A 20,662-nucleotide genomic window follows, 5' to 3' on the forward strand; every position below is an offset into this window, starting at 1 on the left:
CCTTGACTAAGGGTAGAAAAAAGCATCTCAAAAAAATATTTTTGTCTAGACCGTTTCTCAAATTTAAATTCTCGAAAAATCTATGTATAACAATACATTCAACCATAAAATAAAAATAATAATACGGTATTTTGAATCAATAACTGCGAGTTTATAAATAGATTTATATGCTTTTTTTTGTTAGGATAACTTCTTGTTTTGATGCAATCTAATTCTTTGGAGGGAATTTTCGTGGAACAGGATTTACAATATACGCAATATTTAGATTCGATGCGATCATATACCGAACGCAATCAAGCAGACAAAGCTTTAATTTTAATTGGCTACGTTGAACGAGATTTTATTCGTTTTTATCGAGCTGGAAAAGTTGAAAAAGGAATCCAATTTGCTCAAGAAAACTTAGCACGTTCTAAGACATTGTTGAATAAATTGACGCCTGAGGAAAAGGTGGCTCAACTACATGCGTTAGTTGATATTTTGTCATTTGAGGGGATTCAAAACCATGTTGAAATCTATGATTTTATCCATTTACGAACACGATATCATCAAAAATTAGTTAGCTTACCGTTCAATCAAAAAAAATATATTCCGTTGATGAGAAAAATTGCTGAAGACTTTGGTGAATTAACTAAAAAAGATGGTTTGTCATATTCTCATCGTTTGGAATCAACACTGGACGTAATTTATTACGTAAATTCACACTTACAACAAAAATTAACTGTTAAAAAGGTTTTATCCCACGTTACGAATCGTTGTAATACAAACGTTGTTCAACAGGGATTTAACATCGAAATGAAGATGTCAATTCGGGATTATATTAATGCCAAACGAATTCAAGAGTCCCAGCGAATTTTATTGACCAGTGATACTTCGATTCGCGATATTTCTCAAGAATTAAACTTTTATGACGCAGCTGATTTTTCGCGACGTTTTAAGCGTGAAATTGGGATGACACCGCTAGAGTACCGCCAACAACACAGTGAAATAGACTAAAATTTATAATTGTATTTTTAGCGTTATCTTTTAATATTTTTATACAAATTGCCGTTTTGACTGTCCTTAAACCGATATACTCATGGCTAGAAAATATACAAGTTGAGTTATTTAAGTTTAGGTGGGGGCAATGAACATGAAAAAAAGACGATTTTATCACCGAATAGCGCTTTTTGTGGGAGCGGCGATACTTGGGGTAACCTTTGGGATGAAGCCGATTCAAATTGAGGCTGTCGATAATACAAGCACAGCAGTTGGGTTAGCAGCAACTAAGGCTGATACTTTTTCACACGTTGATGCTAGTAATTTTTTGGATTATTTTAAACTTAATGGGTCGGCAGAGTATGACTCTGGCTCAGGAATAGTGACAATCACACCGGATGAAAATAATCAGGTGGGAAATTTTGCTTTGAAAAGCAAGATTGATATGAATACAAGTTTTGAACTGGATGGGCAAGTTAATCTTGGTGATAAGACTTCTGACAAGGGTGGTGCTGATGGTATTGGTTTTGCCTTTCATAACGGTAATATTGATGACATTGGTAATGCTGGTGGCAATCTTGGTATTGGTAATTTGATTGATGCTTTGGGTTTCAAATTAGATACTTGGCATAATTCGTATTATCAACCACAGGCCGGAATTCCTGGCTCACAAGTATTACCAGGAGATTCAAACGGATATGGATGGGCAGCTGATCCTAGTAACCCTCAATTCGGAGCCTTTGTGACAACTAGTCTCAAGCAGATTACTACTGCTGATGGTAAAGAGCATGACCGTTGGTGGGCTGAGACTGATAGGTCTTCAGTGCAAGATTTAGATGCAGCTGATTTGGACGGTCAGTTTCACGATTTCAATGTTAGCTATGATGGCTCAACACGTGAATTAACGATTAAGTATACTCAAACTAGTAAGACTGTTTTAACTTGGAAAAAAACTGTGCCAGATGCAGACCAAGCAATGGCAATGATTGTCAGTGCTTCGACAGGTGGCGCAAGAAATTTACAACAGTTTAAATTGACTAAATTTGATTTTCAACAAGCTGCCACAGTTAACGTACGATATCTAAGTACGACTGGTCGTCAAATTGGACAAGCAGCCGTTGATTATCCTTCTGGTGCAATTGTTGGTGGTGAGTATCAAACTTCACAACTAGATATTCCAAATTATCATTTTGTTCGGATGGATGATGATGGCAAAGTTAGTGGGACTCCAAGTTTACCAACGACCGGAACTTTAAAAACAGCAGGTAACAATGGAACCGTAGTTTACTTGTATGAACCTGAGTATCAAATTGATCAAAAAGTTGTGAATGAGACAATTCATTACGTTGATGAAGATGGAAATCCGGTGGCTGATGATTATCAAGCTAAGCCGATAACTTTTATTTCAGTTAAGAATCCCACAACTAGTGAGATCAAAGAGTACTTTGCAGTAGGAAAACAGGATAATCCTGCAGTCACTTCAGATGGAGTGCCCATCAGTCAAAATGGTATACAGTGGTTTGTGGGGAATGAAACTAGCTTTAATGCAGTTGACCACCCTGAAGTTGATGGCTATAAAGTCATTTCGAATGATGCTCCAGATGGTGATTTGACGAAAGTTACGGCTCAAGACATTCAGTCAGATAGTTCTGATTTAGTTTTCACGGTTGTTTATGGTAAGGATGAAGGAACACCTGGAAAACCTGTAGAGCCAGAGAAGCCCGTTTGTCCAGAGAAACCTGTCTGTCCATGTAAACCCGTTTGTCCAGAAAAGCCTATCTGTCCAGAGAAACCTGTTTGCCCATGGAAGCCGATTTATCCGTGGAAACCTATTTATCCGGGAAAACCAATTCATCCATGGAGACCAATTTATCCTGGTAAGCCAGTTGATCCAGAGAAACCAGTTTTACCAGTAATTCCGTTGAACCCAGATGTTCCAGCTGGAACTGAAAATTCTACAAATCCAAATGGATCTAATGGAACAAACAATAATATTTTGATAAATTCAGGTTTACCAACGACAGCAACTTCCAAAAGTGGTATCAATAAGTTTCCACAAACAGGTGAAAAGTCGTCTAAGTGGCAAGTTGGGCTTGGCTCAGCGTTGCTAATTGTTGTTGGAGTTTTCAGTCATATGATTTGGCGTCGCTCACATTAAAATAAAATATATATTCTCCCGTAAGGTGTTTTAATTCATTTCAATTAAGAATGAATTAAGGCATCTTTTTTAGTTTCCATATCTTTAAACAATGAAAACTGGCTGAACTAAGTAAAAAATCTGTGGATTTTTTTGCATAACTTATTAATATAACACAAATAAAACGTTTTCTAACAACAAATTCGCTATATCATGAGCGTTTTTTACCCATAGTGACAATTTCCGGGCTATAATAGATATTGGGACTTTCCCAGATTGGGATTAAAATCAATGAAAGGTAGCGAAGGCATGCAGGTATATAAAAATTCACAAGAATTAATAGACCAGATTAGAGAGAGTTATCATAAGTTCATTGATGAATATGAGGGGATTAGCGATGATGTCGCTGATGAAAGAATCGATCAGGTAGATAAAACACCTCGAGAGATGCTCTCATATCAAGTTGGTTGGATTAATATGATTTTATCATGGGAGAAGGCTGAAGCTGGTGGAGCTAAAATCACCACACCTACTCCTGGATACAAATGGGACCAAATGCGTGAGCTGTACCATGATTTCAATATTAAATATGGTTCAGATGGTATTAAAAACGAAAAGGCTGAATTAGGCAGTGTGGTAGCCGAGCTGATTGCTTGGATTGAGGACATGTCACACGACGAATTGTTCAAACCAGGAGAACGCAAGTGGGCTACAACTAAGGCTATGTGGCCTGTTGCTAAGTGGATCAGAATAAATGCCGTTTCACCATTTAATAACTATAGTAGACAAGTTAGAAAGTGGAAGAATTTTAATTTACGCGATAAAAAGCCAGTTAATTCATAGAAACTTTCTTTTAAAAAAGCACTCAGGTCATTAGACTTGAGTGTTTTTTTGTCTTCTAAGTTTTAGTATTTAGAGCATTTGATGATAATATCTTCTTGATATGTATTCTATTTGATAAACTTAAGGAGTCTATGATTGGTTTATACCATTTTTGAATGATGATTATCTTAAGAAAATAAATTAGTCGGAGGGAAGGAGAAATTTTAACCTGCAGTGAAGGTGGCGTTAGAGCTTTAGCTCTTACACCACGGGGCGAGTTTTGAGACTTGCGTTTTTTGCAAGGCTCAAAATCGAGTCTGGAGACCTTGGCTCCAGACGGTCCCCACAGCAGGTTAAAATTTTCTTCTTCCCGGAGACGGCAACAAAAAAAGACCGCCCCGAAGAGTAGTCTTTAAAGTCCTAGATCGATTAAGAAGTAACCAATTGTACCGATTATAATCAACATCGTAAAGTTGATTAGTGTAAAGTATAACAAATATTTACCAGGTTCCTTCTTAAAGAAGAATCTATATTGTTTGAAAGCCAACAAGTTAGCTAGTGAACCAACGACTGTACCAAGTCCACCAATATTCGTACCTAAGAAGATAGCGTGAACATACTTAGAGAATTTGGAAACTAAGATGGTTGTCGGAACATTACTAATGAATTGACTAGTAATAATCGATGTTAAGTAAGTACTTGTTCTTGTTTGCAAAAATTGATGTAGATTATTAACGATTGCTGGTTCACGGTTGATATTACCAACGGCAATAAAGAAACACATGAATATCAGCACGATAGAATAATCAACTGACTCAAGGATATGCGGGTTAATAAAAATTACTAACAGCAATGCCGCAATCAATGAACCCCACATTGGAATAACTGAAAAGATTCCAAGGAAAATTACGACTGTAACAACAACAGTTAAGCTTAAACTAGGAATATTCAATTCCACAGCAGGCAATTCAGTCAGTTCGATGGGATCTTTTGGAAAGAATCGAGTGACTAAGAAGACAGCGATGAAAGTAACAATTGTTATCGGTGTTGACATGATAAAGAATTGTTTAATTCCCAAGTTAAAGTGTGTTAACAGAAATAAATTATGGGTGTTACCAAACGGAGTAAAAATACTACCAAGGTTAGCGGCCATCGCAATGATGATCACTGGAAAAATTGGATTGACTTTTATATGTTTGGAAAGTTGATAAAATAAAGGAACTAAAGTTAAAATCGTAACATCATTTGTTAAGAACATAGCTCCAAAAAAAGCTAATGAAGCTAACATAAATATCATTTGTCGCGTCGTTTTCGCTTTATGCGTCATATACGCCGCGTAATATTTTAGAAAGTCCAAATAATCATAGATTTGGATTATAATCATCATAGATAGTAGCGATGCGAGCGTCTTCCAATTAATGTCCATCAGTTGCGGTGGACTAATGAAGATAGATGTCAAAATTGCTGCGGCACCAGCGATCCACAACACCCTATCTGAAAATACACGTTTTAATACGGCCATTTACGTTTCCCCTATAAAAAAGAAGTACCTTATATAGTATAAAGATAAAAGTACGGTTAAAAAAGATAATTATACAAAAAATACCAAATAAGTTTTCAATACTTAATTTTTTCAAAAATTATTTATATAAAAAGCATAATGTATTGTAACCTAACTATAATAAATATCAACATGAGGGAGGATAATAAATGCAAATAATTTTATCAATTTTAATGTTCGCAGTAGGAATCGCCGTAATGACCATATCTTTCAAAGCTAAGAAGGAATTGATATATTATCTAACCTTATCAATTGGCATAATTATATTTTTTGCCGGAATTTTCGTAATTTTTCCAAAATAGTGGTTTCAACCATTTGAGATTGGTATAATCTTCGTAATAAATATGGAGGGGATTACCATGGATTTGAAACGTACTTATATGTTGGTCCTTGTTTCGATGCTTGTGAGCGTCGTTGAAATGACAGTGGATCCTGGGTTCTTTGTGGGACGAATTTCGTTGGCATTTTCAGGACTATTAATGGTCGTATTGTCGTTGTCGTTTGTTAGAAGTTTGCGACGCGCTAAATAGTGGTGTTGAATCGTGTATTTTGAATTTAAAAAATTAAACTGAAGCGGTGTCTTTTAAAATGGGCAACGCTTTTTTGATATCCTTTGGAAAAGGTTTTAATTCGTAGATAATCGGGTTAATATGGTGATTAAATAACGAATCGTTGGAGGATAATAATGATTGCCTTTAAGAGAGTATTAATCCATGTGGTTTTAAGCTAAATCTAACTACATGGAGCGTATTATGAAAAATATATATGATAATAAAGATTTTTTTGAAAAGTATAATCAAATGAACCGAAGTCAAAAGGGATTAGCCGGTGCTGGTGAGTGGAGCACGCTGCAACCAATGTTGCCTGAATTTGATGGCAAAGACGTGCTTGATTTAGGCTGTGGCTATGGTTGGCATGATCGTTATGCTGTGGAAAATGGAGCTAATTCAGTTATTGGTGTTGATATGTCAGAAAAAATGTTAGGCATGGCAAGGTCTAAAACTGCAACTAAAAAAATCATTTATATGCATGATGATATTACGAAGGTCAATTTTAATCAAAATCAATTCGATGTTGTCCTCAGTTCGCTGGCATTACATTACGTGCCATCATTTGATAAAGTAGTTCAACAAGTCAGTGGTTATTTGAAACTGCAAGGAACATTCATTTTTTCCGTTGAACACCCAATTTTTACGGCACAAGGTCGTGAAGAATGGAATTACGATAATGATGGTAGGATTAAAGACTTTCCAGTTGATAATTACTTTTACGAGGGTAAACGAGAAACTGACTTTTTAGGTGAAACAGTTGTTAAGTATCACAAAACTTTAACCACTTATTTGAACGGTTTGCTTAAAAATAACTTTCAAATTACACAGGTAGTTGAGCCAATGCCACCGAAGAATATGATGAATTTGCCAGGTATGAAAGATGAAATGCGTCGACCAATGATGTTGATTGTCTCGGCAGTTAATCAAAACAAGTAATGTTTAAATGAGAAAAATAAAAGCAGACATTCCGATTTTTCGGATGCCTGCTTTTTTGAGTTAGGTATTATCACGATTTGAAAACTGTAGCAATAATTTAACAACAATAAATTAAAATTAATTCACTGTTTTCCATATTTTGAAGAGACATTGAGATGATACTATTTCCCTAAATCAGATAGGGAGAGTGAAAAGAATGAAAAAGTTTGTTAGATTGGTACTTGTTTCAGCTTTGGCACTTATTTCTTTTGAAAGTTTTAGTCAAACAGTTCATGCGGCAGGGGCTTCAGACAATGATTATGTGCATACTTTTAAAACAACTAAGTTGTATGCTATGAAACCTGAGACCAGCAATGATTGGACACCAGAATTTACTGAAGTAACAGATAGAGCACTTTCAGCTAATACTGATTGGTATACCGATGGATTTAGGCATGCCCCAGAGCAATTAAGAGGTTATCATAGAGTGGCGACTAATGAATGGGTCAAAGCAGAGGATATAATATATGTCGAAAATCCTGACATAAAATATCCAACAGAAGTTGATGGTCCACTTTATAGCTTTGATTTTAATTCTTATAAAGGAAAAGAATTGAATAAGACATTACCTTCAGGGAATTGGGTAATTGGTTCTACAGTGTCATTGCCAGATCACACCGGTTTTATGCAAGTTGGTGACAATGAATGGCTTAAGACTTTTGGTGAAGGCTAAAACTTTAAAAAGAGTCGAGTCTCTTAAGTAGAGGCCTGACTCTTTTAAATTACCATGAAACAAAAAATGTTTCACAAGAAACATCTTCTAATATTCACCTTCAGCAATTTTTTCCAAAGTAACTTTTGAAGGGATGAAGAACAACGTACCACTAATTGCTGTACTGAAGTCTAGCAGTCTATCGCTCTTCGTAAACATCCCCTCCAACATGCGATTAGTAATTGAGAAATCTTTTGTATAAGCAATGAAGTAAGTTCCCGTAATATCTTTAGCTGGGTCAGAGTAAGGCACATTCATTCTGACGATTTTATGCTCAACATCATCTTTCATATCTTTTGATACGACATTATGAGCGTTTGGCAATTTTTCATCGTCTTCAAGTTCGCGGTCAGAAAACTTATGACGTCCAATGGCACGTTCTTGATCATCAGTTGATAAGTTTTTCCAAGCTTCCATATTATGGATATATTTTTGAGCAAAAGCATAAGAACCATTCACAAATTCTGGGTCTTGGTCTTCGTCAATCAAGGTGTAATCCATTGATTCAACACCAGCGGGATTTTCAGTTCCATCGATAAATCCAATGATGGCACGACCTTCGATGTATCTAAAACCATGAGTTTCATCTTCAACGTCAGTAATAGGACGTAGTATTTCCATAAATTGATCCATTAGTTCGTAGCAGACTGCCATATTTTGGGCACGAACATGTAAGAAAATATCTCCAGGAGTGGAAACGGCAGTATATTTAGGACCTTTAATTTCTTCAAAAGTATTTAACTGAACTGGTTTGGGAGCATTAGGGAAGAGGTAATCCCAAGCATCCGAACCAAATCCCCAGGCAATGTTAGCCTGAGCTTCAGGGTCACGAATCCGCATACTATTAATAATTGAATTGGATAAATCGGCAAATTCAGCAACAGCAGCTTTTTCGTCAGGTTGATTAGTATGATTCAATAGTAAAGTTGCAAAAATAACACTTTCACCAGCATCTTTATAAACGTCTTGGGCTTGCTTGATATCTACAGTCATGAAATCCTACCTCCAAAGTATTTGATTACAAACATACTTTATCATATGGGATGATTTAAGTAATGCATTAGGAATGAATGGTAAAATAATTTAATTTATACTGTTAATCCGCATGATTGAGCGGAAATCAGACATTATACACACTCTAAAAATATCATGGATTACAAAGTGTATACATCAAGTTTATTTTGAAGTATATTTACAAAAATAACAGTTAATAATTATATTTTATAAACAAATTAGTCGGAGGAACTGAGAAAACTTAACTAGCAGTGAAAGTGGCGTTAGAGCTTTAGCTCTTACACCACCGGGCGTGTTTGGAGACTCGCGTACTTTGCGAGGCTTCAAACCGAGGTCTGAGACCTTGGCTCAGGCCGGTCCGCACAGCTAGTTAAGTTTTTCTCAGTTCTGGAGACGGCAACCTAAATAATGTTTAAAAAATATAAATTAAAATTCTTGATTATGCTTTAAATTAGGATAATAATTAAATTAATAATAGAAAAATGTTTTACTTAGGAAAAACGCCGAAAGGAAGTACCAATAATATGTGCACAAGTCTTAGTCTAGGAGCTTTAGATGGCTCAAAATTTTTAGCCAGAACCATGGATTTTGCGTTTGAATTAAATGGTCAACCAACATTCTTGCCTGAAAATTATGAATGGATTTCTTCATTTGATAAAAAAACTTATACAACTAATTACGCCATCATGGGAACTGGTGCCAAATATGGCAGCAATTATATGGTGGCTGATGGATTTAATGAATATGGATTATCTGCCGCAGAGTTGTATTTCGTCAATGCTGCTAAATATGATGAGGAACCAACTGCAGGTAAAACTAATTTAGTTTCTGAAGAGTTTATCCTTTGGGCATTAGGTAACAATAAGAATATTGAAGAATTACGCAAGAATTTGGAAAATGTTCGTATTGTTGAATCAGATGCTGGTGTTATGGGTCAAAATCAACCACTTCACTTCATTTTCAGTGATGCTACTGGTGCAACTTATGTTCTTGAACCAGAGGGTGATGGCTTAATTCTTGAAGAAGATAAAGTTGGTGTAATGACTAATACACCTGACTACGATTGGCACAAAACTAATTTGGCTAACTATTTAGGAACACAGACGACAGGCTTTAAGGCTAAGAAATTCGGCGATGAAGAAGTAGTCCCAGCAGGTTCTAATGGTACATTCAGATTACCTGGTGGTTTTACAGCCGTGGATCGTTTCGTGAGAACAGCCTTTATTCGTAATGAAATTGAAGAACCTAAGGATGCTAAACAAGCGGTTAACACGATTTTACACATTCTTGATAGCGTAACTGTTCCTCGTGGCATCAATATGAAAGATAACGGTGAACCTAGTTATACTCAATATCAAACTGTTTTGGATTTAACAAATAAGATTATGTACTACGTTCCATATGGCAATCGGACAGTCTTTGCATTAAAAATGACCGACGACATGATTAAGAATCAAAAAGAACCAAAGGAATTTGAAGTGGCACTTAACCAAGACTTTATAGCTTTAAATTAGAAAAACCAAGAGTGATACCTAAATTAAGGTACCACTCTTTTTTTGGTATCTAAGTTGGATATGTTATAAGATGTAGTTAAGAAAAAAGATAATCACCATGTCAAAAATTGGTGCGACCCAATTATGAAACGAGGAAATATATAATGGCCGATTTAGTTTATCAAAAAATTATTACATCACTTAAACAAGCAATTGATGCCGGGGAATTTTCAGATATGCGTTTACCTGACGAAAGATCACTTGCTGAAAGTTATAGTGTTAGCCGCAGTTCCATTAAGCGCGCTTTAGGATTAATGGCTGACCAAGGAATTATTTTTAAGAAACGTGGTTCAGGTACATTTGTGAATCCACTTTATTTAAAGCAAGGCTCATCATTCAATTACAGTGGTAAAAACCTTGGCATTACTGACAGTTTCAACGCCAATGGTCAAAAGCCAGGCGTGAAAGTTATGAGCTTTGATGTTGTACATCCTAATAAAGATTTACAAGACAATTTATTTCTCAAACCTTCTGAATTTGTTTATGCATTCAAACGTTTACGTTTATTAGATGATGTGCCATTTATGATCGAAACAGGCTACATTCCCATCAAATTAGCACCGGAATTGTCAGAACAAATTGCTTCCGAATCTATCTTCAATTATGTAGAATCAGAATTAGGTAAGGAAGTTAACAAAACTTACTTAACAATTTCAGCCGAACCATCAGATGAAGAGGGTAAGGAATTGTTGCATTTAAAGGACAATGAACCAGTCGGATTGATGGAAGGAATTTTCTTCTTAGACGACGGAACACCATTCGAATTTTCAACCATGAAGTTGCATTATAAGTATTTCAAGTATGACTCATTTGTTGATTTAGCAAATAAGTAAGAGTTTTCAGAAATTGGAACGCACCAATTATCTAAATGGTTGACTTTTATAACTATTGTAGTTATGATATCCAATGTAAATAGATAACCAAAGATTTGGAAAATGTACTTTATCTATACTAATTAAACTAGCCGGAGGGAGAGAGAAAATTAGGTAGCAGTGAAGGTGGCGTTATGGCTTCAGCCATTACACCACGGGACGAGTTTTGAAATTCGCGAACTTTGCGAAGTTCAAAATCGAGGTCTGAGACCTCGGCTCAGACCGGTCCCCACAGCAACCTAGTTTTCTCTCTCCCGGAGGCGGCATATTTTAAATATAATTAGGAGTGTGTGCTGTAATGACAGATTACTCATCAAAAGAATACTTAAACTTACTAGATAAATATTGGCAAGCAGCAAACTATGTTTCTGTTGGTCAACTTTACTTAAAAGACAATCCTTTATTGAGACGTGAATTAAAAGCTAGTGACGTTAAAGTTCACCCAATTGGACACTGGGGTACTATCGCTGGTCAAAACTTTATTTATGCTCATTTAAACCGTGCTATTAACAAGTATGGTCTCAAGATGTTTTACATCGAAGGACCTGGTCATGGTGGGCAAGTAATGGTTTCAAACTCTTACCTTGATGGTAGTTATACAGAAACTTATCCTGAAATTACCCAAGACACTAAGGGGATGCAAAAGCTATTTAAGCAATTTTCATTCCCAGGTGGTGTCGCATCTCATGCTGCTCCTGAAACTCCAGGTTCAATGCATGAAGGTGGAGAATTAGGTTATTCTCTATCACACGGTGTTGGTGCAATCCTTGATAATCCTGATGAAATTGCCGCTGTCGTTATCGGTGATGGTGAAGCTGAAACTGGTCCATTGGCTGCTTCATGGGTCTCCAATGTTTTCATTAACCCAGTTGATGATGGTGCCGTGTTACCAATTTTGAATCTTAATGGATTCAAAATTTCTAACCCAACTATTTTGTCACGCAAGAGTGATGAAGACTTAACGAAGTACTTTGAAGGTATGGGTTGGGACCCAATGTTTGTTGAAGGTACTGATCCTGAAAAGATGCACCCAGAAATGGCTAAAACTGTTGATGCTGCTATCGAAAAGATTCAAGCTATCCAAACAGAAGCTAGAAAACACCCAGCCTCAGAAGCTAAGATGCCTAAGTGGCCTGTTATCATCTTCCGTGCTCCTAAGGGCTGGACTGGTCCTAAGACTTGGGATGGCGAACCTATCGAAGGTTCATTTAGAGCTCACCAAATTCCAATTCCTGTTGATCAAAATGACATGCAACATGCTGACAAATTGGTTGAATGGATGGAATCATACAAGCCAGACGAACTATTTGATGAAAATGGTACTTTGAAGAGTGACATTGCTGCGATTGCTCCTAAGGGACAAAGCAGAATGGCAATGAACCCAATCGTTAATGGTGGGGTTGATCCTAAGCCACTTAAGTTACCAGACTATAAGAACTATGCATTGAACTTTGACAAACGTGGTACAAAAGTTGCTCAAGATATGATTGAACTTGGTAAATATTTGGAAGATGTTATCAAGAACAACCCAGATAACTTTAGACTATTTGGACCTGATGAAACAATGTCTAACCGTTTGTATGACATCTTTAAGACAACTAACCGTCAATGGATGGAACCAGTTCATGAACCTAATGATCAATATGAAGCACCAGCTGGTCGTATCATTGATTCACAACTATCAGAACACCAAGCAGAAGGCTTTAACGAAGGTTATACTTTGACAGGTCGTCACGGTATCTTCGCTAGTTACGAAGCATTCTTGAGAGTTGTCGATTCAATGTTGACACAACACTTCAAGTGGTTGAGAAAAGCCAATGAATTAGGTTGGAGAAAGAAGTATCCTTCACTAAATGTGATTGCTACTTCAACAGCTTTTCAACAAGATCACAATGGTTACACTCACCAAGACCCAGGTATCATTACACATTTGGCTGAAAAGAAACCTGAATACATTCGTGAATACTTCCCAGCTGATACAAACTCATTGTTGGCTGTAATGCCTAAGATTTTGGATGACCAAGAAAAGATTAATTTGTTGGTTACATCAAAACAACCAAGACCACAATTCTACTCAATTGAAGAAGGTCAAGAGTTAGCTGATAAAGGACTCAAGGTAATTGATTGGGCTTCAAATGACAACGGAGATCCCGATATCGTGATTGCTGCTGCCGGAACCGAACCAAACCTTGAAGCTTTGGCTGCAATTAGTATTCTTAGAAAAGAAAAACCAGAACTTAAGATTAGATTTGTAAACGTTGTTGATTTATTGAAATTAAGATCACCAAAAGTTGACCCTCGTGGCCTAACAGATGAACAATTCAATGAAATCTTCACCGTAGACAGACCAGTATTATTCGCATTCCACGGCTTTGAGGACATTATTAAAGATATCTTCTTTGATCGTGAAAACCATAATCTATATGTTCATGGTTACCGTGAAAATGGTGATATCACAACACCATTCGATATGCGTGTCGTTAATGAGATGGATAGATTCCACTTGGCAGAAGAAGCAGCCGTTGCCGTACAAGGAGACGCTGCAAGTGACTTTGCTGATGAAATGGAAGCTAAAGTTGATAAGCATAACAAGTATATCCGTGAATATGGTGATGACTTGCCAGAAGTTCAAGAATGGACTTGGGAATAAAAAGAGAGCGTAACAGGCCTGGGAATTTCCGAGCATTTTCGTAGGATTGTGAATTGCACACTGGTTTTGTGTGCGATTTACAGTCCTATGAAAAGCGGAAGAAATTGGCCTGTGTAGCTCGTTTCAGAGCCACTGCATGTCCAACCGTCCTAAAATACAACTGAATAATATATTTAATAAACAAACTAAAAAAAGACTAACTTCGCAATAAAGAAGTTGGTCTTTTTTGTTCCATGTGTTTTATTAGAAAGATTTTAATGCTAAAGTGAATATATAATTATTAATGTAATCGAAATCATAAAATGGAGGGAAAAACAATCATGGATCCAGCAAAACAAGTAGAAGAAGCATTGGATAAAATGGACATCAAGTATCAAATAGTTCATCACGGTGTTGCTCACACAACAGAAGAAGCCGATCATTTCATCGAAGGAATTGAAGGCGTACGAACAAAGACAATGTTTTTGACTAACAAAAAGAAAACAGAATGTTACTTATTAGTTATGGATGATTCTAAACGATTAGATTTCCATCAATTTGAAGATTTGACTGGTGCAAAGCGTCCAAAGATGGGACACAATGATTTATTGTTTGAAAAGCTTGGCTTGGAACCAGGAATTGTTTCTATCTTCGGATTATTAAATAATAAAGATCACGATGTCAAAGTTTACTTTGATAAAGCAATCTTGAGTGAGAAACGAATGAGTTTCCACCCCAACATTAATACCAGCACCATTTTTGTCGATAGTGATGATGTTTTGCAGTTTGTTAAGAATTTAGGTTATGATTATCAAATTTTGGAATTAGAAGAATAATATAAAAAATATATTTTTTAATAAAAGAAAGACTCAAATTTTATAGCAAAGTTTGAGTCTTTTTTTGCATCTAAGATTCGGAGTGCATATGAAATTCTTAAATTAGAGAACATCACATAATAACAAGCTAAACACTGTTCATACATTGTAAACACTTGTCTACAAACCCCGCCACACCAACCTTTATAGCAAAAATAAGTTTAAAAATAATTGTATAAGTTTAATTCTAAGAAACCTTCATAATTAATTTGAAAAAATGTGAGAGCTTTTTGTAGGCCTACTGCGAGTAGAATGTAAACTTTAATTTGTTCTAAGACAATAATAGGTATTATTAGAATGATACAAGTGTATTATTGAAAAGGCTGTAACGCCTGGTATGACGGGGTTGTTAAAGGCTTTTTAGCATGGTACTATCAGTTATGGAAAAAGAGAAAAAAGACACTAAGGGGTGGATGTTATGACAACAAGAAACGTAAAATTCATGAAAGTAGCACTAATGGCGGTAGTGGCCATATTATTAATGATGTTATTCGTTTTGCAAAGTCGATACATCATTCCAGCAGTTGCAATTGCCGCAATCGCATTAGCAGTCTACTCAGAAGATAAAATTTCAAAGACACACACATTCAAGTTTGTTGATTAATCAATCAACACAAACAAAAAATAACCTTTCGATATCCCAATCGAAAGGTTATTTTTTTTCGAATTTTAATCATGAATAATTCAAACAATGCTCTTATAATCAGCCTTAAATAAGTGAAAAGGTGATGCAAATGATCAAAAAAGTAGTTGGTGTGGCCTTGTCATTTGGTGTAGCAGTGGCTATGGCAATTGACGGTTACATCGTCTTTTTCAAAAATCAACAAACTAGTTCAGCGGCCAATTCCGATACTTCTAAGACAACGACTAAAACAACTAGTTCTACAAAATCTCAAGCATCTTCAACAAGTAGTTCAACGACTGGTAAATATAAAGACGGAACTTATACCGGTAGCTCCACAAGTACCCGTTGGGGTGATGTTCAAGTTCAGATTACAATTGCTGGTGGTAAATTGACAAAAATCAATGTTCTTAATTCGCCTAATTCTGAACAAAAGTCAGTTGAAATCAATGAACAAGCGTTGCCGACCTACAAGTCTGAAGCTATTAAAGCTCAGAGTGCCAGTATTCAACAGATATCTGGTGCCACTGAAACATACAAAGGTTTTACAGGTTCTCTTCAAAATGCTTTAAATCAAGCTGAATAAACGAGGTGTAACAATATGCGAGCGACTAAATATTATTTTCCTAATCAAGTGATTCAACAAATGAATATTCCCTTTACTGTCAAAATAGCAACGACTGATCCTGATGACATTGTGATGACACAGTTAAAGTCTGCTTCAACAAAAATTAATGAAAAACTAGCGCAAATTGATCAAACTTTCTCACCGTTTCGATTTGATTCACTAGTTTCAAAATATCAACGTGGTGACAATAATCCGCTGTTGTACTCGAGTGATTTTCAATCAGTTTATGGACAGACCATTTTGGCAGAGCAAATGACTGATGGCATTTTTACGCCTTACTTTGCTGGACGTTATGATCCGACTGGTTTGGTAAAAGGTTGGGCAATTGAACAATCATTTGATGAATTTTTGATGCCATTATTGGAAGATACAAATATCGATGGCGTTTCGTTAAATGGTGGTGGTGACCTGAAATTTGCGACGAAACCAAGCTCTGATTTTCACTGGGGCATTGGAATTGAAAACCCACATAATTTACAAAAAGTGATTGCAACGTATTATTTACAAAATGGAGCCATTGCTACGTCTGGGAACAGTAAACGTGGTGAACACATTATTCGTAAGTATCCTAGCGATGTTCAACAGGTCACTGTTGTTAGTGATAGTTTAGTTGATGCCGATATTTGGGCGACGGTTGGTGTGGCAGCAGGCTTAGCTAAATTCACTGATTTCGTTAACGAATATAAACTTTCAGGTATGCTGATAAATGGTAATCATGCCCCAATTAATTTTAACGAGGGGACGATAGCCAATGCTCAAAAGACACCGCTATAGCTTTGGATTATTTTGGTTGATAGCAATTTTTTTGTTACCACTACCATTTATCCAAACGCTCTCAAATGGATTACCAATTGTTTATCAAAGTGAATTTCGAGCGATTTATTACGGCACGATAGCTTATGTCTGGATGTTATTTGCAATCTATTTGAGTACTAAGCCCAAGTGGCTAGATAGATTAATTGGTTTGCCAGAAATGTATATGGTCCATGGCATGTTGAGCATTGCAGCGATTGTATTAGCTTATTTGCACAAAGAAGGAACGGCCTCAACTGGTTGGATTAAAACAACTGGCGATTGGTCGTTCGATCTCTTCTTAGGCTTAATGATTTATTCACTAATCTTCATGGCTGGATGGCTAACAAATCGAGTGCCAGTTTTGAAAAAGCTTAAGCAATTGCTAGAGAAAATTTTTAAACATGAATTGTCAATCTGGATTCATCGTTTGAATATTTTAGCAGTTATTTTGGTATTTATTCATGTGCAATTAATTAGTTATATTGTGGCAATTAAGCCATTTATTTACTTATTTGACGTAGCTAGTGCCTTCGTCTTGGGATGTTATTTGTTTAGTAAATTTGTACAACCACTAACGTATGAACAAGGTTATTTATTAGCTAATCGGACAATTGCCCAAAATGTCCAAGAGTTGAAAATTAAAATGCCACGTAGTTCACATCTGGATTTGTTAGCCGGGGACTATATTTTTCTATCGTTCCCAGACTATCCAGGATTGCGAGAAATGCACCCGTTTTCGATTGCTAATGCTCCAGATAAGACACGTGAAATCACATTGGCTATCCGTGGTGATGGTGATTTTACACGTCAACTGACAGAAGTAAAACCAGAGTCAATGGTTAAAATCGATGGTGGATATGGTCGCTATCAGGAGTTTCTCAATGATCAACCGAAGTCAGCAAATATTGTAATCTTGGCTGGAGGCATTGGAGTCACACCGCTGTTATCAACAATCGATGCTAATTTGAATCGTAATTTACAAATTTTTTATACAGCTCATAAGCAGGCTGATTTGTTGTATTTGGAACGATTCGATCAATGGCAAAAGTATTCTAATATTGGCTGTCATCTTCAAGTTGGTCGTTTTAAAGATGTCCAAGTACTTGAACAGTTGCCGAATGATTGGCAACATAATACTATCTTTTTAATTGGTGGGCCAAGTTCGATGATGCATCATTGGGTTAGATTTTTGAAACAACATGGTGCCGGTAATGGTCAGATTTATTTTGAAGAGTTTAGTTGGTAGATACAAAAAAACGTTGAATTCAATTAAGAATCCAACGCTTTTTTAATCGGCATAAGGCAAAGCATCGTTGGAAACATCTTCTTTATTTAAAAGAATAATATTTTCACCTTTTTGCTTGCGCATTTCGATATCATGCTCACCCCAGACACAGAGTGCTTCCAAAATTTTGTTTAGTGAATGTCCATATTCGGTCAATGAATATTCAACTTTAGGTGGAATTTGATTGTAAACTTTGCGAACAACAATTCCGTCATCTTCTAGTTCACGGAGTTGTTGGGTCAACATTTTTTGAGTGATGTTAGGGATGGCACGACGTAATTCACCAGTACGCATCTTGCCGTGTTTTAAATGACAAAGAATAATTGGCTTCCACTTGCCACCGATAATTCTCATAGTTGCCTCAACACCGATATTATAAATTGCCTGTTTCATTACTCGTCATCCTCTCAATCCAGTATTTGTATCTTAACATCACTAGTTAGTCTTAGCAATTTTCCAAATCTAAATCTTTTGAATCAACAGTTGAACCTTCCATTTTCATTAGAACCCAAATCAAGACGATACTTGCTATTAACATGATGATCCCGATAAATGGTGTATTCAAAATTTGATGATGAGCTACAGCTATACCACCCATTGTTGAAGCAGCAGAGATGCCGACGTTAAATGCTGAGATATTTAATGCTGATGCCAAAGGTACTTCATTAGGAGTATATTTTTCAGCTAATTGAACGATGTAGAGTTGAAGTCCAGGAACGTTCATGAAAGCAAAGAGTCCCATCAATAAAACAGCTAATAATCCAAGGAAGTGGAGATTGATTGTTGCTCTGATAACTAACAAAGCCACGCCAAGTCCAATAAACATACCCATCAAAGCCTTGAGTGGTTTCTTGTTAGCCCAGCGACCACCAAGAGTATTTCCAATCGCAACGGCTACTCCATAGAAAATCAAGATAACAACAATAGCACTTTCAGACCAACCCATATTTTTGTTCAAAATGGTTGTTAGGTAAGTGTAAACAGGGAAAGTAGCCCCGTATCCTAAAGCTGTGATAACTAAAATCAAAAGTAATTGTGGTTGTTTGATAATGCGCCAAATTCCCTTAACACTAGTTGGCTTTGGCAATGGCAATTCATTTGGTACAAGAACAGCGTTACTGATTAGTCCAATTAAACCAAGCGTTACGAGAAAGGCAAATGACATTCTCCAACCAAAAGTTTGACCAATAAACGTTCCAATCGGAACACCAGTAATGGTAGCAACAGTTAAACCTGTAAACATAACAGCAATAGCTGAAGCACGTTTGTTAGGTGCCACAACATCAGCAGCAATCAATGATGCAATTGTCATGAAAATTCCGTGTGACAAAGCAGCAATGACACGACCAGCCAACAAAATAGCAAAAGTTGGTGCCAAAGTTGCTAGCAGATTTCCAATGATAAAACTAATCATGATACCAATCAATAATTTTTTACGGTTCCAACGATTAGTTACTAAAGCTAAAACAGGTGCACCAAACATAACACCTAAAGCATAGATGGAAACAGTTAGTCCACCTTCAGAAATTGAAATGCCAAAAGTTTTGGTAAGTAATGGCATAATTCCGACACTGATAAATTCAGTTGATCCAATGGCAAAAGCACTAATAGCTAATGACAATAGAATCCAATTTGGAGATATTTTCTTGTTCATATTATTTTCGCCCCTTAAGTAAAAATTGAGTATGTGTAACATTATATGGGGTTGGGATAAATAAACAATTACGTACTTTAAAGTGCAGTAGGGACTAAAAAGTACCTATAACTTTGGGGGATGGTTTTGTTGCCGTCTCCAGTTGCGAGAAATTCAACCTGCTGTGCGGACCGACTCGAGCCAAGGTCTCGAGTCTCGGTTTGAAGCCTTACAAGCAAGTCTCCAAACACGTCCGGTGGTGTAAGACTGGCAAAAGCGGCCAGCCTAACGCCACTTTAACGGCAGGTTGATTTCTCGCAACTTCCGGCTAAATCATTTTTAAGCTTCTATGATACTTTTTTAGCTGCAACACTTTTGAACTTGTTTTTTTATTTGTTGGTTGTTTGGAGTGGAATTTTTGAAGTTAACTTTTTAACTTAATTTGAATGTGTTCATTTGTTAGAAAATATTAATTATTCAAAAAATTTTAAACTCAAATATATTGAATGTTTTTGAGCCTAACATTTAATTGAGAAAAAGGGTTTATTACTAAAATACTTTCCAAACCAAAGCCATACTCTAGTCGGAGGACGAAATGAAGAAGTCAGCAGTGGTAGTGGTGTTAGCGATTTATCGCTTACTCCACTGGACGTATTTTGAAATTCGCGTACTTTGCGAAGTTCAAAATCGAGCTCGGAGACCTTGGCTCCGGGCGGTCCTCACAGCGACTTCTTCGTTTCGTCCGGAGACGGCAATAATTAAATAATTCTAATAAACTTATTGACACATTAATTTTAAAATGTTTTACTAGTCATTGTAAATTGAAAACGAGGGGAACTTTATTATGAAAATAAATAATAATCTTAGCTCACATTTAAATAGTCAATTTGCCTTTAGCTTTTTCTTTAGATAGCGTTTGTATCCGGTTGTTGGATACGAACGCGTACGTGTTCGTATCTATCGATTGGCTAAAGCTTTTAAGCATGTCATTTAAAGCCAGATAGATACAGGGTTGAATCTATC

19 protein-coding genes are annotated in these 20,662 nt (G+C 36.4%); 15 read left to right on the forward strand and 4 right to left on the reverse strand.

All coding sequences use genetic code 11. The annotated features are described in order from the left end of the window. The first annotated feature begins 231 nt into the window (after nucleotides 1–231). The 3 genes from FD31_RS05590 to FD31_RS05600 all read left to right on the forward strand — a co-directional run bounded on the left by FD31_RS05590 (nucleotide 232) and on the right by FD31_RS05600 (nucleotide 3,955). Nucleotides 232–993: a helix-turn-helix domain-containing protein gene (locus FD31_RS05590; RefSeq protein ID WP_147007305.1), complete on the forward strand. Its 762-nt coding sequence runs from the start codon at nucleotides 232–234 to the stop codon at nucleotides 991–993. A gap of 136 nt (nucleotides 994–1,129) precedes the next feature. Then, nucleotides 1,130–3,133 (forward strand): lectin-like domain-containing protein, encoded by a 2,004-nt coding sequence (locus tag FD31_RS13905; protein WP_235805333.1) that lies wholly within the window; start codon nucleotides 1,130–1,132, stop codon nucleotides 3,131–3,133. A gap of 270 nt (nucleotides 3,134–3,403) precedes the next feature. Next, nucleotides 3,404–3,955, forward strand: coding sequence for a ClbS/DfsB family four-helix bundle protein (locus tag FD31_RS05600; RefSeq protein ID WP_057891788.1), 552 nt, complete (start codon nucleotides 3,404–3,406; stop codon nucleotides 3,953–3,955). A gap of 391 nt (nucleotides 3,956–4,346) precedes the next feature. Here the strand turns inward: FD31_RS05600 and FD31_RS05605 are convergent, their stop codons facing one another. After that, nucleotides 4,347–5,456: an SLC13 family permease gene (locus FD31_RS05605; protein ID WP_057891789.1), complete on the reverse strand. Its 1,110-nt coding sequence runs from the start codon at nucleotides 5,454–5,456 to the stop codon at nucleotides 4,347–4,349. A 188-nt stretch (nucleotides 5,457–5,644) separates the two neighbouring features. On the opposite strand from FD31_RS05605, the gene FD31_RS14570 reads away from it, so the two are divergent. From FD31_RS14570 to FD31_RS05615, 4 genes are all read left to right on the forward strand, one after another. Beyond that, nucleotides 5,645–5,797, forward strand: a complete 153-nt coding sequence (locus tag FD31_RS14570) for a DUF6095 family protein (protein WP_222592673.1) — start codon at nucleotides 5,645–5,647, stop codon at nucleotides 5,795–5,797. A gap of 57 nt (nucleotides 5,798–5,854) precedes the next feature. Beyond that, on the forward strand, nucleotides 5,855–6,025 hold the full coding sequence (locus tag FD31_RS14080) for a hypothetical protein (protein ID WP_157049147.1): 171 nt from the start codon (nucleotides 5,855–5,857) through the stop codon (nucleotides 6,023–6,025). A gap of 219 nt (nucleotides 6,026–6,244) precedes the next feature. Further along, the gene (locus FD31_RS05610; RefSeq protein ID WP_057891863.1) at nucleotides 6,245–6,982 is read left to right on the forward strand and encodes a class I SAM-dependent methyltransferase; all 738 of its coding nucleotides are present in this window, start codon (nucleotides 6,245–6,247) and stop codon (nucleotides 6,980–6,982) included. A gap of 196 nt (nucleotides 6,983–7,178) precedes the next feature. After that, the gene (locus tag FD31_RS05615; RefSeq protein WP_057891790.1) at nucleotides 7,179–7,694 is read left to right on the forward strand and encodes a hypothetical protein; all 516 of its coding nucleotides are present in this window, start codon (nucleotides 7,179–7,181) and stop codon (nucleotides 7,692–7,694) included. A gap of 87 nt (nucleotides 7,695–7,781) precedes the next feature. Here the strand turns inward: FD31_RS05615 and FD31_RS05620 are convergent, their stop codons facing one another. Then, entirely contained in the window at nucleotides 7,782–8,726 is a 945-nt protein-coding gene (locus FD31_RS05620) for a Dyp-type peroxidase (RefSeq protein WP_057891791.1), read from the reverse strand. Nucleotides 8,727–9,271: 545 nt separating this feature from the next. Between FD31_RS05620 and FD31_RS05625 the strand changes: the two genes are divergently transcribed. From FD31_RS05625 to FD31_RS05660, 8 genes are all read left to right on the forward strand, one after another. Further along, the gene (locus FD31_RS05625; protein ID WP_057891792.1) at nucleotides 9,272–10,261 is read left to right on the forward strand and encodes a choloylglycine hydrolase family protein; all 990 of its coding nucleotides are present in this window, start codon (nucleotides 9,272–9,274) and stop codon (nucleotides 10,259–10,261) included. A gap of 143 nt (nucleotides 10,262–10,404) precedes the next feature. Continuing rightward, on the forward strand, nucleotides 10,405–11,133 hold the full coding sequence (locus FD31_RS05630) for a GntR family transcriptional regulator (protein WP_057891793.1): 729 nt from the start codon (nucleotides 10,405–10,407) through the stop codon (nucleotides 11,131–11,133). 337 nt (nucleotides 11,134–11,470) lie between these two features. After that, nucleotides 11,471–13,822: a phosphoketolase family protein gene (locus FD31_RS05635; protein WP_057891794.1), complete on the forward strand. Its 2,352-nt coding sequence runs from the start codon at nucleotides 11,471–11,473 to the stop codon at nucleotides 13,820–13,822. Between the two features lie 320 nt (nucleotides 13,823–14,142). Further along, nucleotides 14,143–14,637 carry a prolyl-tRNA synthetase associated domain-containing protein gene (locus FD31_RS05640; protein ID WP_057891795.1) on the forward strand — a complete coding sequence of 165 codons (495 nt, stop codon included), beginning with the start codon at nucleotides 14,143–14,145 and terminating at the stop codon, nucleotides 14,635–14,637. A gap of 457 nt (nucleotides 14,638–15,094) precedes the next feature. Then, the gene (locus tag FD31_RS05645; RefSeq protein WP_057891796.1) at nucleotides 15,095–15,280 is read left to right on the forward strand and encodes a hypothetical protein; all 186 of its coding nucleotides are present in this window, start codon (nucleotides 15,095–15,097) and stop codon (nucleotides 15,278–15,280) included. Nucleotides 15,281–15,410: 130 nt separating this feature from the next. Further along, nucleotides 15,411–15,884, forward strand: a complete 474-nt coding sequence (locus FD31_RS05650; protein WP_057891797.1) for an FMN-binding protein — start codon at nucleotides 15,411–15,413, stop codon at nucleotides 15,882–15,884. A gap of 15 nt (nucleotides 15,885–15,899) precedes the next feature. Beyond that, complete coding sequence (locus FD31_RS05655; protein ID WP_057891798.1) at nucleotides 15,900–16,700, forward strand: FAD:protein FMN transferase; 801 nt, start codon at nucleotides 15,900–15,902, stop codon at nucleotides 16,698–16,700. Beyond that, nucleotides 16,678–17,967, forward strand: a complete 1,290-nt coding sequence (locus tag FD31_RS05660) for an FAD-binding oxidoreductase (RefSeq protein ID WP_057891799.1) — start codon at nucleotides 16,678–16,680, stop codon at nucleotides 17,965–17,967. The genes FD31_RS05655 and FD31_RS05660 overlap by 23 nt, the downstream gene beginning before the upstream one ends. Nucleotides 17,968–18,009: 42 nt before the next feature. Here the strand turns inward: FD31_RS05660 and FD31_RS05665 are convergent, their stop codons facing one another. Both FD31_RS05665 and FD31_RS05670 read right to left on the reverse strand, forming a co-directional pair. Beyond that, nucleotides 18,010–18,399 carry a winged helix-turn-helix transcriptional regulator gene (locus tag FD31_RS05665; RefSeq protein WP_057891800.1) on the reverse strand — a complete coding sequence of 130 codons (390 nt, stop codon included), beginning with the start codon at nucleotides 18,397–18,399 and terminating at the stop codon, nucleotides 18,010–18,012. A 52-nt stretch (nucleotides 18,400–18,451) separates the two neighbouring features. Then, on the reverse strand, nucleotides 18,452–19,660 hold the full coding sequence (locus FD31_RS05670) for an MFS transporter (protein ID WP_057891801.1): 1,209 nt from the start codon (nucleotides 19,658–19,660) through the stop codon (nucleotides 18,452–18,454). Between the last annotated feature and the right edge of the window lie 1,002 nt (nucleotides 19,661–20,662).

The organism is Companilactobacillus nantensis DSM 16982 (genome assembly GCF_001435815.1).
Classification (GTDB): domain Bacteria; phylum Bacillota; class Bacilli; order Lactobacillales; family Lactobacillaceae; genus Companilactobacillus; species Companilactobacillus nantensis.

What these genes read in the sequence shown, in the direction of transcription:
- FD31_RS14570 (WP_222592673.1), top strand. Translation starts at nt 5,645, where the DNA reads ATGCAAATAATTTTATCAATTTTAATGTTCGCAGTAGGAATCGCCGTA.
- FD31_RS05665 (WP_057891800.1), bottom strand. Translation starts at nt 18,399, where the DNA reads ATGAAACAGGCAATTTATAATATCGGTGTTGAGGCAACTATGAGAATT.
- FD31_RS05655 (WP_057891798.1), top strand. Translation starts at nt 15,900, where the DNA reads ATGCGAGCGACTAAATATTATTTTCCTAATCAAGTGATTCAACAAATG.
- FD31_RS05630 (WP_057891793.1), top strand. Translation starts at nt 10,405, where the DNA reads ATGGCCGATTTAGTTTATCAAAAAATTATTACATCACTTAAACAAGCA.
- FD31_RS14080 (WP_157049147.1), top strand. Translation starts at nt 5,855, where the DNA reads ATGGATTTGAAACGTACTTATATGTTGGTCCTTGTTTCGATGCTTGTG.
- FD31_RS05635 (WP_057891794.1), top strand. Translation starts at nt 11,471, where the DNA reads ATGACAGATTACTCATCAAAAGAATACTTAAACTTACTAGATAAATAT.
- FD31_RS13905 (WP_235805333.1), top strand. Translation starts at nt 1,130, where the DNA reads ATGAAAAAAAGACGATTTTATCACCGAATAGCGCTTTTTGTGGGAGCG.
- FD31_RS05645 (WP_057891796.1), top strand. Translation starts at nt 15,095, where the DNA reads ATGACAACAAGAAACGTAAAATTCATGAAAGTAGCACTAATGGCGGTA.
- FD31_RS05605 (WP_057891789.1), bottom strand. Translation starts at nt 5,456, where the DNA reads ATGGCCGTATTAAAACGTGTATTTTCAGATAGGGTGTTGTGGATCGCT.
- FD31_RS05650 (WP_057891797.1), top strand. Translation starts at nt 15,411, where the DNA reads ATGATCAAAAAAGTAGTTGGTGTGGCCTTGTCATTTGGTGTAGCAGTG.
- FD31_RS05615 (WP_057891790.1), top strand. Translation starts at nt 7,179, where the DNA reads ATGAAAAAGTTTGTTAGATTGGTACTTGTTTCAGCTTTGGCACTTATT.
- FD31_RS05640 (WP_057891795.1), top strand. Translation starts at nt 14,143, where the DNA reads ATGGATCCAGCAAAACAAGTAGAAGAAGCATTGGATAAAATGGACATC.
- FD31_RS05600 (WP_057891788.1), top strand. Translation starts at nt 3,404, where the DNA reads ATGAAAGGTAGCGAAGGCATGCAGGTATATAAAAATTCACAAGAATTA.
- FD31_RS05620 (WP_057891791.1), bottom strand. Translation starts at nt 8,726, where the DNA reads ATGACTGTAGATATCAAGCAAGCCCAAGACGTTTATAAAGATGCTGGT.
- FD31_RS05670 (WP_057891801.1), bottom strand. Translation starts at nt 19,660, where the DNA reads ATGAACAAGAAAATATCTCCAAATTGGATTCTATTGTCATTAGCTATT.
- FD31_RS05660 (WP_057891799.1), top strand. Translation starts at nt 16,678, where the DNA reads ATGCTCAAAAGACACCGCTATAGCTTTGGATTATTTTGGTTGATAGCA.
- FD31_RS05625 (WP_057891792.1), top strand. Translation starts at nt 9,272, where the DNA reads ATGTGCACAAGTCTTAGTCTAGGAGCTTTAGATGGCTCAAAATTTTTA.